General features: G+C 67.0%; 9 protein-coding genes. 4 read left to right on the forward strand and 5 right to left on the reverse strand.

Features of this window, described 5'->3' with window-relative positions:
* Nucleotides 1-83: 83 nt before the first annotated feature.
* Nucleotides 84-5,837 carry an alpha-2-macroglobulin family protein gene (locus FPZ54_RS17365; RefSeq protein ID WP_145849074.1) on the forward strand — a complete coding sequence of 1,918 codons (5,754 nt, stop codon included), beginning with the start codon at nucleotides 84-86 and terminating at the stop codon, nucleotides 5,835-5,837.
* 246 nt (nucleotides 5,838-6,083) lie between these two features.
* Nucleotides 6,084-8,180, forward strand: a complete 2,097-nt coding sequence (gene pbpC, locus FPZ54_RS17370; RefSeq protein ID WP_239019828.1) for a penicillin-binding protein 1C — start codon at nucleotides 6,084-6,086, stop codon at nucleotides 8,178-8,180.
* Nucleotides 8,181-8,462: 282 nt separating this feature from the next.
* Here the strand turns inward: pbpC and FPZ54_RS17375 are convergent, their stop codons facing one another.
* A complete protein-coding gene (locus FPZ54_RS17375; RefSeq protein WP_145849076.1) occupies nucleotides 8,463-8,993 on the reverse strand; it encodes an RcnB family protein in 531 nt (176 codons plus the stop codon).
* Nucleotides 8,994-9,115: 122 nt separating this feature from the next.
* Nucleotides 9,116-9,589 carry an outer membrane protein assembly factor BamE gene (locus FPZ54_RS17380; RefSeq protein WP_186456820.1) on the reverse strand — a complete coding sequence of 158 codons (474 nt, stop codon included), beginning with the start codon at nucleotides 9,587-9,589 and terminating at the stop codon, nucleotides 9,116-9,118.
* A gap of 116 nt (nucleotides 9,590-9,705) precedes the next feature.
* On the opposite strand from FPZ54_RS17380, the gene FPZ54_RS17385 reads away from it, so the two are divergent.
* Both FPZ54_RS17385 and FPZ54_RS17390 read left to right on the forward strand, forming a co-directional pair.
* On the forward strand, nucleotides 9,706-10,230 hold the full coding sequence (locus FPZ54_RS17385) for a ubiquinol-cytochrome C chaperone family protein (protein WP_145849078.1): 525 nt from the start codon (nucleotides 9,706-9,708) through the stop codon (nucleotides 10,228-10,230).
* A complete protein-coding gene (locus FPZ54_RS17390) occupies nucleotides 10,227-10,739 on the forward strand; it encodes a YceD family protein (RefSeq protein ID WP_145849079.1) in 513 nt (170 codons plus the stop codon). The genes FPZ54_RS17385 and FPZ54_RS17390 overlap by 4 nt, the downstream gene beginning before the upstream one ends.
* Before the next feature lie 653 nt (nucleotides 10,740-11,392).
* Here FPZ54_RS17390 and FPZ54_RS17395 read toward each other — a convergent pair.
* From FPZ54_RS17395 to FPZ54_RS17405, 3 genes are all read right to left on the reverse strand, one after another.
* Nucleotides 11,393-12,415 (reverse strand): SO2930 family diheme c-type cytochrome, encoded by a 1,023-nt coding sequence (locus FPZ54_RS17395; protein WP_145849080.1) that lies wholly within the window; start codon nucleotides 12,413-12,415, stop codon nucleotides 11,393-11,395.
* Nucleotides 12,412-13,611: a parallel beta-helix domain-containing protein gene (locus FPZ54_RS17400; protein ID WP_145849081.1), complete on the reverse strand. Its 1,200-nt coding sequence runs from the start codon at nucleotides 13,609-13,611 to the stop codon at nucleotides 12,412-12,414. Before FPZ54_RS17400 ends, FPZ54_RS17395 begins: the two co-directional genes overlap by 4 nt.
* Before the next feature lie 70 nt (nucleotides 13,612-13,681).
* On the reverse strand, nucleotides 13,682-14,164 hold the full coding sequence (locus FPZ54_RS17405; protein ID WP_145849082.1) for a hemerythrin domain-containing protein: 483 nt from the start codon (nucleotides 14,162-14,164) through the stop codon (nucleotides 13,682-13,684).
* Nucleotides 14,165-14,170: the final 6 nt, after the last annotated feature.

Raw genomic sequence — 14,170 nt, forward strand, 5'->3', positions numbered from 1 at the left:
AATCGACGCCATTGCAAACCTGTCTCTGGACTCGACCGTAACGGGGCCGGTAGGTTCCCGGCTCCTGCTAGGGGGAGGGTTCGATGAAGCACCTCGCACGCGTTGCTGCGGTATTGGCGCTGGCGCTCGCGCCGATTGCCGCCTGGGGGGATTCCAGCCCTCAGGTCGTGCTCGCCACCCCCGGCATGGGCGATGGCGCGATCGAACGCTACACGATCCGGTTCAACCAAGCGATGGTGCCGCTGGGCGACCCGCGCGCCGCTTCGCCGATCGACGTCAAATGCGCCGTCGCTGGCGAGGGGCGCTGGGTGGACCAGCAGACCTATGTCTGGGAATTCGCCGACCCGCTGCCCGGCGGAACCACCTGTCAGGTCGAACTCAAGTCCCGCCTCAAGAGCCTGTCGGGTTACGGAGTCACCGGCGCGAGCAGCTTCACCATCGATGCGGGCGGCCCGACGGTCAAGGGCATGTTGCCGAGCCGCTGGGGCGGTGAGATCGAGGAGGATCAGGTCTTCCTGATCGGCACCAACATGCCCGCGACGCGCCAGTCGATTGCCCGGGGCGCCTATTGCGCGGTCGAGGGGATTGGCGAGAAAATTCCGGTCGAGCTGCTTGATGCGAGTGTTCCCGGGAAGCTGCTCCAGGATTTGAACCCCGAACGCTGGGAAGTCCGTAGCTTCCTGCGCGATTCGGGGATGGCCGAGACGCTGCCCGAAAAGGCCGAGGACCGGGCGAAGGTGCTCGCCAATGTCGTTGCGCTCAAATGCGGACGCCCGTTGCCGCCCGGACGCGACGTTTCGCTTGTCTGGGGTGCATCGATCGCCGGGGCGGGCGGCAAGACCGCAGGCGCCGACCAGCGTTTCGACTTCACCGTCCGCAAGCCGTTTACTGCGCGCTTCGAATGCTCGCGGGTGAACCCGCAGGCGGGATGCAATCCGGTCAAGGAAGCCTGGGTCCGCTTCACCGCGCGTATCCCGCGCGAGAGCGCCGAGGCGATCCGCATCGAGCTGCCCGATGGCAAGAAACTGACGCCCAGGCTCTCCGACGAGGACAAGCGGGCCAACACGATCAGCGACGTCAAGTTCGAAGGGCCGCTCCCCGCTGCCACCGCCGCGAAGCTGGTGCTGCCCGCCGACATCAAGGACGAGAGCGGCCGCCCCCTGTCGAATGGCGAACGCTTCCCGCTTGAGGTCCGCTTTGACGAGGCGCCGCCGCTGGTGAAATTCGCGGCTCCCTTCGGCATCCTCGAAGCCAAGGAGGGCGGGGTGCTGCCCGTCACCGTCCGCAATGTCGAACCCGCCTTGCAGGGCAAGGGGCTGACCGTCGTGGGCCAGCATATGCGCGTCGATGCCGCCGACGGGGTCATCGCCAAATGGCTGCGCACCATCGACGACGCGGACGATTACAAGTCGGACGAGATCGAACGCCGCGGCATGAAGGTGCGGATCAACCAGACCGGTGCCAAATCGATCCTGCCAGGCAATCTGGGCGCCCCGCTCAACATCGGCCTGCCTGCCAAGGGCAAGGAGATGGAGGTCGTCGGCATTCCGCTTGGCAAGCCCGGTTTCTATGTCGTCGAACTGGCCTCGCCCCAACTGGGCCAGGCGCTGCTCGGCCGCGATGCGCCGCGATACGTGGCAGCGGGCGCACTCGTCACCAACATGGCGGTGCATTTCAAATGGGGCCGCGAAAGCTCGCTCGTCTGGGTGACTGCGCTCGACAGCGGCAAGCCGGTTGCTGGGGCGGCGGTCAAGGTCACCGACAGCTGCACCGGACAGCCGCTGGCGACCGGCCAGACCGACCAATATGGTCGCCTGTCTGTGGTGGACGGGGTTCCCGAGCCGCAAAGCTGGGGCAATTGCGAGAGCGAGGACTCGCATCCGCTGATGGTTTCGGCGCGCAAGGGCGACGATATGAGCTTCACGCTGACGGCGTGGGGAGAGGGCATCCGCCCCTATGATTTCGACCTGCCCTATGGCTATCAGGCGGCCGAGGAGATCGTCCACACGGTGTTCGACCGCGCGCTGGTCCGTCAGGGCGAACGCGTCAACATGAAGCATGTGCTGCGCCGCCCGGTGGCGAGCGGCTTCGTCACGCCCAAGGGGTTCACGGGCAAGTTGCGCCTGTCGCACAGCGGATCGGACACCCAGTTCGAACTGCCCGTTACGATCAGCGCGACCGGAACCGGGGAGACGCAGTGGAACGTGCCGCAGGGGGCGCCGATGGGCGACTATAACCTGCAATTCGTCAGACCCGGCGCGAAGGCGGGCGAGGAAGAGACGGTCTGGACCAGCCAGTCGATCAAGGTCGACGAATATAAGCTGCCGACGATGAAGGCGTCGGTCGCGGGGCCGAAGGAGGCGGCGGTGAAGCCGGGCACGCTGCCGGTCGATCTTTTCGTCGGCTATCTGTCGGGCGGCGGGGCGTCGAACCTGCCGGTCGAGCTGCGCATCGGCTATTATGACCGGTTCGACGCGCCCGATGGCTATCGTGGCTATAATTTCGGCGGTCGCGCGATCGAGGAGGGGACCAAGCCGCTCAACGGCGATGGCGAGGAGGATGCGATGCAGCTCCCGCCGATGCAGACCATCCCCGTCACGCTGGGCGCGGACGGAACCGCGCGTACCAGCGTCGAAATTCCCCAGACGCTCGACGGGAACACGCGGATGCGCGTCGAGATGGATTATCAGGACGCCAATGGCGAGGTGCTCACCGCGTCGCGCGCGATCCCGATCTACAGTTCGGGCGTGCAGCTGGGCATCAAGACCGATGGCTGGTTGATGAAGGAGGACGATCTGCGCCTGCGCTTCGTCGCGCTGGATACGCAGGGCAAGCCGATCAAGGGCCAACGGGTGCAGGTCGCGCTCTACAGCCGCGAGATTCTGACCGCACGGCGGCGGCTGATCGGCGGCTTCTACGCCTACGAAAACAACATGCGCACGACGAAGATCGGCGCATCCTGTTCGGCGACCACCGACGAACTGGGCCTAGCGCAATGCCAGATCGACCCGGGCGTGTCGGGCGAGGTCTATGCGGTCGCGACGACGCAGGACGGCAGCGGCAATGTCGCGCGCGCAACAACCTCGGTCTGGCTGGCGGGCGAGGACGACTGGTGGTTCGGCGGCGACAATGGCGACCGGATGGATGTGATCGCCGAGGCGCAGGAGTATAAGTCGAGCGATACCGCGCGCTTCCAGGTCCGAATGCCGTTCCGCGAGGCGACCGCACTGGTGACGGTCGAGCGCGAGGGCGTGCTGTCGAGCTTTGTGACCGAATTGTCTGGCGAAAACCCGGTGGTCGAGGTGCCGCTGAAGGGCGTCTATGCCCCCGACGTCTATGTCTCGGTCATGGCGGTGCGCGGACGCATCGGCGGGTGGAGCCTGTGGTGGTCCGATCTGGCGCGCCGCTGGAACCTGCCCTTCTTCTCGCGCGAGGGTGCCAAGCCGACCGCGACGGTCGATCTCGCCAAGCCGAGCTATCGCCTCGGCATGGCGCGGATCAAGGTCGGCTGGGAAGGCCATCGGATGGGCGTGACCGTGAAGGCGGACAAGGAACGCTATGCCGCGCGCGACACAGCGAAAGTCGCACTGGAGGTCAAGAACCCCGATGGCAGCGTGGCACCGAGTGCCGATGTCGCCTTCGTCGCGGTGGATGAGGCGTTGCTCCAGCTCGCCCCCAACGAAAGCTGGGACGTGCTGAAGGCGATGATGGGCGAGCGGCCGCTTTCGGTCCTCACCTCAACCGCGCAGACCCAGGTGGTCGGCAAGCGTCACTATGGCCGCAAGGCGGTGGAGGCCGGCGGCGGTGGCGGCGGCGACCTGTCCGCGCTCAACCGCGAGAATTTCCAGCCGGTGTTGCTGTGGCGCGGCACCGTCCCGCTCGATGCGCAGGGCCGCGCACAGGTCGACGTGCCGCTGAGCGATGCGCTCACCGCGTTCAAGTTGGTCGCAATCGCGCTGGGCGAGGGGGGACAGAATTTCGGCATGGGCGAAGCGGCGGTGCGGACCGCGCAGGATCTCAGCATCTTTGCGGGCATCCCGCCGCTGGTGCGCGACGGCGACTTCTTCTCCGCCGGATTCACGCTGCGCAATGGCTCCGACAAGCCGATGAAGGTGACCGCCAAGGTCGAGCTGTCGCCGCGCGTCGCCACGGGGCGCGACCTCACGGTCAAAATCCCGGCGGGCGGCGCGGTGCCGATCGCGTGGAATCTTACCGCACCCGGCGGTTTCGATCGCCTCCAGTGGAAGGTCACCGCGCGCGATGCGAGCGGCAAGGCGGCGGATTCGATCACCGTGGCGCAGGAAATTGCACCTGCGGTGCCGGTCGAAACCTGGGCGGCGAGCCTGGTGCGGGTGGGCGAGGGCGGGCCGATCGCGATCCAGCCGCCCGCTGGGGCGTTGCCGGGCATCGGCAACGTCACCGTCCGGCTGACCGATACGCTGGTCCCGCCGCTCCAGGGCGTGCGCGACTATATGGCTGCCTATCCCTATGGCTGTTTCGAGCAGCGCACGTCGAAGGCGGTGGCGCTGGGCGATATGGGTGCGTGGAACCGGCTGGCAGGCGAACTGCCCGTCTATCTCGATCGTGATGGGCTGTTGCGTTACTTCCCGTCGGAAAATCTCCGCGGGTCGGAGGCGCTGACCAGCTACATCCTCTCGATCACCGCCGAGGCGGGGCTGCCGATCCCCGACGGGCCGCGTGCGAAGATGATCGACGCGCTCAAGGCGGTGCTGGACGGGCGGTTGCGGCATGACGATTATGGCGATGTGCGGCTGCAAAAGGTCGCGGCCTTCGCGGCACTGGCGCGGCAGGGCGCCGCATCGGCGGCGATGCTCGGGCAGCTCGGCATCACGCCACAGGACATGCCGACCTCGACGCTCGCCGACTATCTTGCCGCGCTCGGCAAGGTGCCGGGCCTCGCCAACGGCGCGCAGTTGCGTGCGGCGGCGGAGAATGTGCTCAAGACCCGACTGGTGTATGAAGGCACCCGGATCGACCTTTCCGACAAGTCGAACACCCCCTGGTGGCTGATGGCATCGGGCGACGAGGCGGTGCTCAAGGCGCTGACCGCGACGCTGGGACGCCCGTCCTTCCAGGGCGAGGGGCCGAAGATGATGGTCGGCGCGGCGCTCCGTCAGCAGCGCGGCCATTGGGATACCACCACCGCCAATGCCTGGGGCGTGATCGCGGCGCGGCGCTTTGCGAGCGTCTATCCCGCCGAACAGGTAGCGGGCGTCACCACCGCGACGCTGGGGGCGCGGACCGTGACGCGCGGCTGGCCGCTGCCCGATCCGCAACGCAGCTTCGTCTTTGCATTGCCCAAGGCGCAGACGCCGCTGGCGCTCAGCCAGTCCGGCGGGGCGGGGCCATGGGCGACAGTACAGGCCCGGGCGGCGGTGCCGCTGACCCAGCCGCTCAATGCCGGTTACAAGCTGACCCGCAAGGTCGAGGTGGTTCAGGCCAAGACCAAGGGCGTGCTGACGCGTGGTGACGTGCTGCGCGTGACGCTGACAGTCGAGGCGAGCGCCGATCGCAACTGGGTGGTGATCAGCGATCCGGTTCCGGCGGGTGCGACGGTGCTGGGGTCGCTCGGCGGGCAATCGGAGATGCTGGCGGAGGGCACCGACAGCGGCCGGACCAGCTATGTCGAGCGGGGCAAGGACGCCTGGCGCGGCTATTTCGCGTGGCTGCCGCGCGGCACGCATAGCGTCAGCTATGCGATGCGGCTGAATGCGGCCGGACGGCTCCAGCTGCCGCCGAGCCGGGTCGAGGCGATGTATTCGCCGGAGATCCGTGCGGCGGTCCCGAACCAGCCGATGGTGGTGGCGCAGCGGTGATGCTTTTTCTTCACGCATTATCCCGGCGGACGCACGGATCCATTTTCCCCACGACCCCCAACCGTCCCGCTGCGGTTGCCATACCGGCAGGAGATGGGTCCCCGCGTTCGCGGGGATGACGATGGAGTGAGTGTCGTATCTCCCCGGTCGCTGAAGGCGTTGGCCCGTTTGGCAAGGATCAAATTCCGGCGCCTCTGGGCCCGCCTCGAAGCGCCCACCCACCGCGCCTGGTGGACCGGCCCGCGCATCGCCATTGCCGCGATCCTGTCGCTTGCCGCGATCCATGTCGCGATCGACTGGGCGACCTTGCCCCCGCCTTTGCCCTCACATCGCGCGACCGTGGCGGGGTGGAAGCCGTCGGAGGCCTGGCTCTACGACCGCGAGGGGCGGCTACTCGATAGCTCGCGCGTCGATTTCCAGGCAAGGCGACTCGGCTGGACGCCGCTCGACAAGATCGCACCCGCAGCGGTCGAGGCGATTTCCCAGGCCGAGGATCGCCGTTTCCGCGACCATGACGGCATCGACTGGTGGGCGATCGCCGGGTCGATCCGCGACCGGATCGAGGGCAAACGCGCACGCGGTGCCTCAACTCTGTCGATGCAGGTCGCGGCCTATCTCTCGCCCGATCTCGCCGCCCCCGGATCGCGCGGGCTCGTCGACAAATTGCGCCAGATGCGCGCTGGTGCCGCGCTCGAACGCGGGTGGAGCAAGGACCATATCCTCGAAGCCTATCTCAACCTTGCGGGGTTTCGCGGCGAGGCACAGGGGATCGGCGCCGCCGCGCTCGGTCTGTTCGGCAAGACGCCCGATGCGCTGACCCGCGACGACGGACTGTTGCTTGCGGCATTGCTGCCCGATCCCGCCGCCGGCCCACCGACCGTCGCGCGCCGGGCCTGCGCACTCTCCCGCGACAGCGATTGCGCACGGTTCCAAGGCGCGGCCGCCTCGATGCTCGGCCCGGCACGCAGCCTGGCGTTGGACCCCGGGCTGGCCATGCATCTGGCCAATCGGATGCTGACGGAGCCGGGCCTGCGCGTCGAGACCACGCTGGACCTGCGCATCCAGCAAATCGCGATCCGCGCATTGCGGCGCCAGCTGGTCGGGCTGGGCGGTACGCGCGCACGGGACGGGGCGGTGATCGTCGCGGACAATGAAACCGGGGAGATTCGCGCCTGGGTCGGCGGGATCGGGGGCGCCTCGACCGCGCCGTCGGTCGATGGCGCATCGAGCTATCGTCAGGCGGGGTCGACGCTCAAACCCTTTCTGTACGCCCAGGCGATCGAGAAGGGCTATCTGACCCCGGCCTCGATCCTCGACGATTCGCCGGTTCAACTCGACACTGCGTCGGGGCTGTACGTGCCGCAAAATTACGACCGCGCATTCAAGGGACCGGTCAGCGCACGCTCGGCGCTGGCAGGATCGCTCAACGTCCCCGCCGTCCGCACGCTGATCCTGACCGGAGTGGAGGCGTTTCGCGACCGGCTATGGGACACCGGCTATCGCGGGCTGACGGAAAGCGGGGACTATTATGGCTACAGCCTCGCGCTTGGATCGGCGGAGGTGACGCTGGTCGAGCAGGTCGCCGCCTATCGCAGCCTGGCGCGCGGCGGCCGCTGGGTACCGCTCCGCGTCCGCAAGGGTGAGGAGGCCGTCGCGCCGCGCGGCACGACGACGCCGCAGGCCGCATGGCTGGTCGCCGATATGCTGGCCGATCCCAACGCGCGCGCATCGACCTTCGGGATGGATTCGGCACTGCGACTGCCGTTCTGGGCGGCGGTGAAGACCGGTACCTCAAAGGCGATGCGCGACAATTGGTGCATCGGCTTTTCGGATCGCTACACGGTCGGCGTGTGGGTGGGGAATCTGGAGGGCGACCCAATGCGTGCGGTTTCCGGCACCAGCGGCGCCGCGCCGGTGTGGCGTGACGTGATGATGGCGCTCCACGCCGATCGCGCGGGTCGCGCACCGCCACGGCCCGAGGGGATCGAAGCCCGCACGATCCGCTTTGCCGGGAATATCGAACAGCCGCGCCGCGAATATTTCCTGAAGGGAACCGCGATGGCGGAAGTTGCGGCGGCGCCCGCCGTCGCGCGACGACCCCGCATCGTCAGCCCGGTGGCGGGCAGTGTCTATGCGCTCGATCCCGATATCCCGATCGACCGCCAACGCATGGCGATTACCGTGTCGGGAGAGGTCGTCGGCCACAGGCTCCAGCTCGACGGACGCGATCTCGGCGCGGCAGATGCGCGACCGATGGTATTGGCGGGGCCGGGGCGTCACCGGCTGCGGTTGATTGCACCGGGCGGGCGGGTGGTTGACCAGTTGCTGTTCACGGTGCGCTGAGTTTGGACCTGGTTTCAGAAAGCTGAAACGGTTGCGGTGCCGCGATTTAACGAAGCTGAATCCATGCCGGGCAAATATCGATGCCGGGTGCCGCGTCATTCCCTTGCACCCCACACATTGCCACTGGAGCACGAGAAAAGAGGCGACGCCCGGCATCTGCCTAACGCGCGATGAACCAAACGGAATCACGCGCGTTTCGGCATCTGGTCCTTTCCCTTTCGGGGCCGAAACCAAGTGTCGGCCGCGTCGGCAGCGTATCCGCCGACGCGGCCAATTCGGGGATCACCAGAAGAAGTTGCGGATCACCCGGACGACATAGCCGCGGCGGGTATCGACCAGCAGCACATCGTCATAGTGACGGACCCAGCGCTGGTACCGGCCCGCCGGGGGCAGGCGATAACGCCACGGGTCGGAGATATAGTAGCGGCTGCCATAATAGGTCGGCGCGATCCGAACACCGGCGCGGAAACCATAATAGCGGAACGGCGCGCGCCAGTTGCCGCGGGCGTAGATGCGGCGATTGGTGCTGCGATAGCGGCGCCAGTCGTCATTGCCCCAGCGGCGGTTGCGGTCCTCGCGATAGTCGCGACGGCTCTCGCGCACGTCACGGCGCGCTTCGCGCACATCGCGGCGCTCGCGGCGGACCTCGCGCTGCGAACCGTTACGACGCGCATCGCGCAACTCGCGGCGTTCCTCACGCAAATCCTGGCGGTCGCGGCGGATCTCGCCACGCGATTGGGCGCTGGCGGCAGCGGGAGCCATGACCGGCATGGCGACCGTTGCGATCAGTGCGGCTGCGATCAACTTTCTCATCTCAATTCCTCCTAGGCACGTGCCAGTGTTCCGGCATGAGGGAGAAATTAGAGGAGCGCGACTGAACGCGCCGGGAATGAAGGATTCAGCGAAACGAAAGGCACCGGGGCGCCTTGTCGGGGCTATGGGCCGCCCGGGCCACCACCGCCGGTGCCGGGCGCGCCGACCGTGCCAATATTCCCGAACAGATCCTCGAAGAAGCCGCGCTCGCGGCCCAGCGTCGGGGTCTTCTTGTCAGATGGGTTGATCGATGCGATCTGTTCGGCGCCGGTGCGGGTAACTTCGGTTACCGTCCCCTTGTCGTCGAAGCGGATGCGGAGCGTGGTCTGTTCCTTCGCCTTCGGATCGTTGAAGGCAAAGTTGCGGGTCGCGCGGCCCACATAATACCATTCGCCCTGATTGAACTGGCTGGTCAGCGTCGGCTTGCCCAGCGTGGCGAGCACCGATTCGCGATTGTCGACGCCCGGCTGGACGGAGTTCACCAGATCCGCATCGACCACATAGCCCTGATAGCCGCGCAACGGCTTAACACAGGCGCTGGTGCCGAGCAGGATCGTGCCGCACAGCGCTACGGACAGGAGACGGGCGGACTTCATCAAACTCACTCTCCCAAGCACGGGTACCCGCGCACGCATTGCATCGCGCGCCGTTCCCCTCAATATGCGGCCCGGCCCCGGCAAACAAGCGCCGAGAGGGCATCTGGAGTGAGACGATGACTTTGTGGCAGCGGCTGACCGGTCGCAAGGCGGAAAATCCCGCTTCCGCGCTGTACCGTGCGGTCGTGGCGAAGGGACGCGAACCGCACTGGTATCAGGCGGGCGGTGTACCGGACACGGTCGATGGCCGGTTCGACATGATCGCCAGCATCTTTGCACTGGTGATCCTGCGGCTGGAAAGCGAGCCGGAGGCGGGCGAGACGGCGGCGCGGCTGACCGAATGCTTCGTCGACGATATGGACGCGCAACTGCGCCAGTTCGGCGTCGGCGATGTCGTGGTCGGCAAACGGGTAGGCAAGATCATGGGGCTGGTCGGCGGGCGGCTGGACGCTTATCGCAGCGGCCTTGCTCCCGAAGCCGAACACGGGGCGTTCGCGGCGGCGCTGCTACGCAACCTGTATCGCGGCGAGGATCCGGGTGATGCGGCGCTGACGCACAGCGTGGGGGGCCTGCGGGCATTGCATGTGACGCTGGCGGCGACGCCGTTCGATGCTTTGCGGACAGGGGATCTGCCGGAATGACTCCCGAATTTTCACGATCCGAACGGCTGGATGCGATCGGCACGGGCGAGCGGCGGGTGGCGATCGAGGCGGATGCGGAGGAGCGCAAGGCGCTCGCCCGGCGCTTCGGGCTGATCGCGATCGACCGGCTGGTCGCGCAGATGGCCGTCCGACGCGACGCCACCGGCATCCTCGCCCGCGGCCATCTGTCAGGAGCGGTGGTGCAGCCGTGCAGCGTCACCGGCGACCCGGTCCCCGCTACCGTCGAGGAGGAATTTGCGATCCGCTTCCTTCCCGAGGGAGAGGCGATGGCCGATGAGGTCGAACTGACGGACGAGGACTGCGACACGGTCTTCTACACCGGCGGGTCGATCGACCTGGGCGAGGCGGCGGCGGAGACGCTGGCACTGGCGCTCGACCCATTCCCGCGCAGCCCGGGCGCGGAGGCGGCACTGCGCGATGCCGGGGTACTGAACGAAGAAGCGACTGGTCCGTTCGCGGCGCTGGCGAAGTTCAAGAAGCTGGACTGAACTCCGGCCCGGTGCTGCGACTCAGCGGAGCTGAATCAGACTTCAACAAGGCGGCGGGCAAGTGGGGCAATCGGATTGTGCACCGTCCGACCGCTGCGTGCTGGCGCTCGGACCTTTGGCAGGTGCGGCGCTCGTCTTTTCCGGCTCGGCAGGACTGGAACAGGTTATCGCCTCGTCCCGCTCGGGCGGGGGCGCCGTGCATGCCGCCAGGGTCGCCAGCGTCAGCGCAATCGCGCACCCGAGCGTGAACCGCTCTGCGATATGCTGCTGCTTCAGTCGCATGGCGGGGGGCAGGTGGGGCAGTTCTGCTGCGCCTCGGTCCGCTGGGTCGATCCCGATGGACGTGCGGCTGCTCCGGTGGCGGTCTTGGGCGTGGCGGTGCGGGGTGTGCACTTCGTCGGAGCTGTCTCCGATTCGCCCATATCGGGCGCGGGGGCTGCCGGCGGCGGTGGCGGCGGTGGCACCATGACGGGCGGTGGCGGCGGGGGCGGCGGCATGGTCTGCGCGTCGACCCGCCCGATCGTTCCGCAACCCGCGGAAAGCAGTGCGAATGCCAAGATGACGGTCGGCAACGGTTTGTGTCGCATCGTCCATTTCCCCGGAAGGAAGGATGAACCTGCGGCGCGCCGAAGTCAAAACCCCCGCGATACCGGTCACCGCGCGGGCAGCGAATCGATCCATTTCGAAAGCAGTGCAATGCCTTCTTCATGCGCCGTCGCCCGGCCCAGTTCTGGCATGGCGATGCCCGGGTCGGTACTGCGCAGTCGATAGATCAGGATCGATGCCTCTGCGTCGCCGGGCGCAATCGCGAAGTCGCGCCCGCCGCTTCCCCGGCCTGCCGCCACCGGGCGTTTGCCGATGCCGAGTGCGACCGGATTGGTGCGGTCGAATTCGAGGAACAGGCCGGAATTGGACGCCGCCCCCTGCGGATTGTGGCAATGCGCGCAGTTGATGTCGAGATAGGCGCGTGCCCGGGCATCGAGCGGTGCGCTGGCATCGTCCCAGCGGGCGACCCGCGGCGCGTTCGCCGGGGCGCGGTCGAGCAGGCCCGCCTTCACCAGTGTCGCCAATTGCCCGCGATGGTTGAGGTAGCGCGCCTTGGCTCCGATCGGCGCGATCTGTCCGGCGAGCGCGTGGCAATCCTTGCACTGGTTCTGGTTGGGAACCGCATAGCTGATCTGCCGCGCCGTGCCCGAAGGGTCGGTGAAGGACACAGGCAGCCGGGTTCCAGCGCGCTTAGCCACCGCATCGGTGCCTTCCGCATTCCAGACATAGGGGATTGCGACCCAGCCCGATGCGCGGCGCAGCAGCAAGCGCGTCTCCAGGGGCCTGAACGCGGCGCCCGCGCCATAGCCAAAGGTCTTGATGAGCGCCGATCCGACAGGGAAGTCGAACGCGCCCTTCGGATCATAGATCGCCTGTCCCCCTTCAGGCACATAGATGAAGCGCTGTTTGGTCGCATAGTCGGAGAAGAGCGGGGTTTCGAGATCATAGCCGACGACCCGCCGCGCGGGGGTACGCGTCTTCAGATCGAGGAAAAAACCATAATCGGAGAGTTTGGCGGGATAGCCATCCTCCATAATCGCAGCGTCGTTGACCCGCGCCGGCTGGTTCGCCGTCGCCGCGCCGAACAGCGCCCCGGCAAGCGCCAGCAGGGCCAGTCCCGCGCGCTTCACCGCGCCGCCGCCTCCATCGCGGGCGGCAGCACCACCGCTGCGGGGCGCGGCGCTGCGGGAGCGTTCAGCTCGACCTTGGCAGGTTTGGCCGAACTGGTCGGCGCAGCGAGCGCGAGGCCTAGGCTCAGAACCGGGACCGCATCGGTGACATGCAGGCCCAGCGCGTCCACCGCTCCGGTGCCATCCCACCAGACCGGCGGGGCGTTGCCGCCGAACGCTGCGGTCAGAAAGTCGCCGCCCTCCACGCCGGGCGCGAAACCCGCCCGGCCATGCCGGTTGCCCGATATGACGACGCGGCGGGGATAGGGGTTGTAGTTCGCGTCCTCATAGCCTTGGCGATAGGACATGATGATGACGTTCGCCGTCGCGTGCTCCGACAGGTCGTTATCAAAGACATGCACCCCGTCATTGGCCATCACCAGGATGCCGGTCCCCCTGGGCACGGTCGCGACGATATTGCCCTTGGGCGCAAAATTGGGCGTGTCGTTGGCAAACACCTTGTTGCCATAGACGCGCACCCCGCCTCCGTTCATGCGCGGCAGATTGGGCAGGTCGAAGACGAGGATGCCGCCGGTATTCGCGGTGGCGGTGTTGCCATAGACATCCGCCTGATTGCTGTTCTCGATCTCGATCCCGGCGACATTCTGGGAGACGGTCGAATTGCGGACGATGATGCGTTCGGACTGGCCGACATAGATGCCCGCGTCCGACGCGCCCTTCACCGTGACTCCGTCGATCAGGATCGCGGAACTTGACACTGGGTAGACACCATAGGCGCCGTTGGTCCCCTTTGGCCCGCCGGTCCATTCGACCCGGATGTCCTTGTAGACGATGCGGTTGGCGCCCTTGGACTTGATACCGTCGCCCCTGCTGTCCTCGACTGCGAAGCCGCGCAGGACGACGTCATCGGACGTGACGAGCAGACCTTCGCCCGCGCCGAGCTGGCCCTTGAAGCTTAGGATGGTCTGGTCGGGTCCCGCGCCGCGCACGGTGACGCGATCCACGTCGAGGCTGAGTCCGTCGGTCAGGTCGAACCGGCCCGGGCCGATTGCGACGGTGTCACCAGGCTGTGCGTCAAGCAACGCTTCCTGGAGTCGCTCCTGCGCATCCGGACCGGCTGAAACGGTCAGCGTCTCGGCCTGCGCGAGCGGGACGAGAGCGAACAAAGCGGCGGCCGCGACGGCGGTGCGGATCATGGGCCTCTCCTGTTTTGGAGTCAGCTTACCTCCTGCGCCGCCGTCGTCCAGCCATTTACATGCCTGTCAGTTATTCGCGCGCATCGCCGGGCATCTCGTCCTCGGCGCGTTCGAGTTCCTTCGGCTTGCGCTTCTCGAACACGGCCGCCAGCTTTGCCTTGGTCGCATCGTCCAGATCCTTCGACGCTTCGGGGAACATCTCTTCCTCCTCCTCGTCGATATGGTGGATATAGCGGTCGCGCATCGACTTGAACTTGGTCAGCCAGCCGCCCGACGCCATGTCCATCTCGACCAGTTCGCCAAGCATGTCGTCGACTTCCTTATGCTCGCTCACCGAATGGCGGGCGTCGTCGCGCAGGTCGGGATTCGCCAACATGGTCGCATAGAGCGACTCCTCCTCGGCGGCGGCGTGCGCCTGAAGCTCCTGGCGAAGCTCCTCGAACAGCGTGCGGCGATCGTCGCTGTCGCCGCTGGTTTCCGCGATGCGCGCGAGCAGGTCGCGCTGACGGTCGTGATCGCGCTTCAAATCTTCGAAAATCCGCTCATTGGCCATGCAATT

It is taken from the genome of Sphingomonas suaedae, from assembly GCF_007833215.1.
Classification (GTDB): domain Bacteria; phylum Pseudomonadota; class Alphaproteobacteria; order Sphingomonadales; family Sphingomonadaceae; genus Sphingomonas; species Sphingomonas suaedae.

What these genes read in the sequence shown, in the direction of transcription:
- FPZ54_RS17365 (WP_145849074.1), top strand. Translation starts at nt 84, where the DNA reads ATGAAGCACCTCGCACGCGTTGCTGCGGTATTGGCGCTGGCGCTCGCG.
- FPZ54_RS17375 (WP_145849076.1), bottom strand. Translation starts at nt 8,993, where the DNA reads ATGAGAAAGTTGATCGCAGCCGCACTGATCGCAACGGTCGCCATGCCG.
- FPZ54_RS17380 (WP_186456820.1), bottom strand. Translation starts at nt 9,589, where the DNA reads ATGAAGTCCGCCCGTCTCCTGTCCGTAGCGCTGTGCGGCACGATCCTG.
- FPZ54_RS17385 (WP_145849078.1), top strand. Translation starts at nt 9,706, where the DNA reads ATGACTTTGTGGCAGCGGCTGACCGGTCGCAAGGCGGAAAATCCCGCT.
- FPZ54_RS17390 (WP_145849079.1), top strand. Translation starts at nt 10,227, where the DNA reads ATGACTCCCGAATTTTCACGATCCGAACGGCTGGATGCGATCGGCACG.
- FPZ54_RS17400 (WP_145849081.1), bottom strand. Translation starts at nt 13,611, where the DNA reads ATGATCCGCACCGCCGTCGCGGCCGCCGCTTTGTTCGCTCTCGTCCCG.
- FPZ54_RS17405 (WP_145849082.1), bottom strand. Translation starts at nt 14,164, where the DNA reads ATGGCCAATGAGCGGATTTTCGAAGATTTGAAGCGCGATCACGACCGT.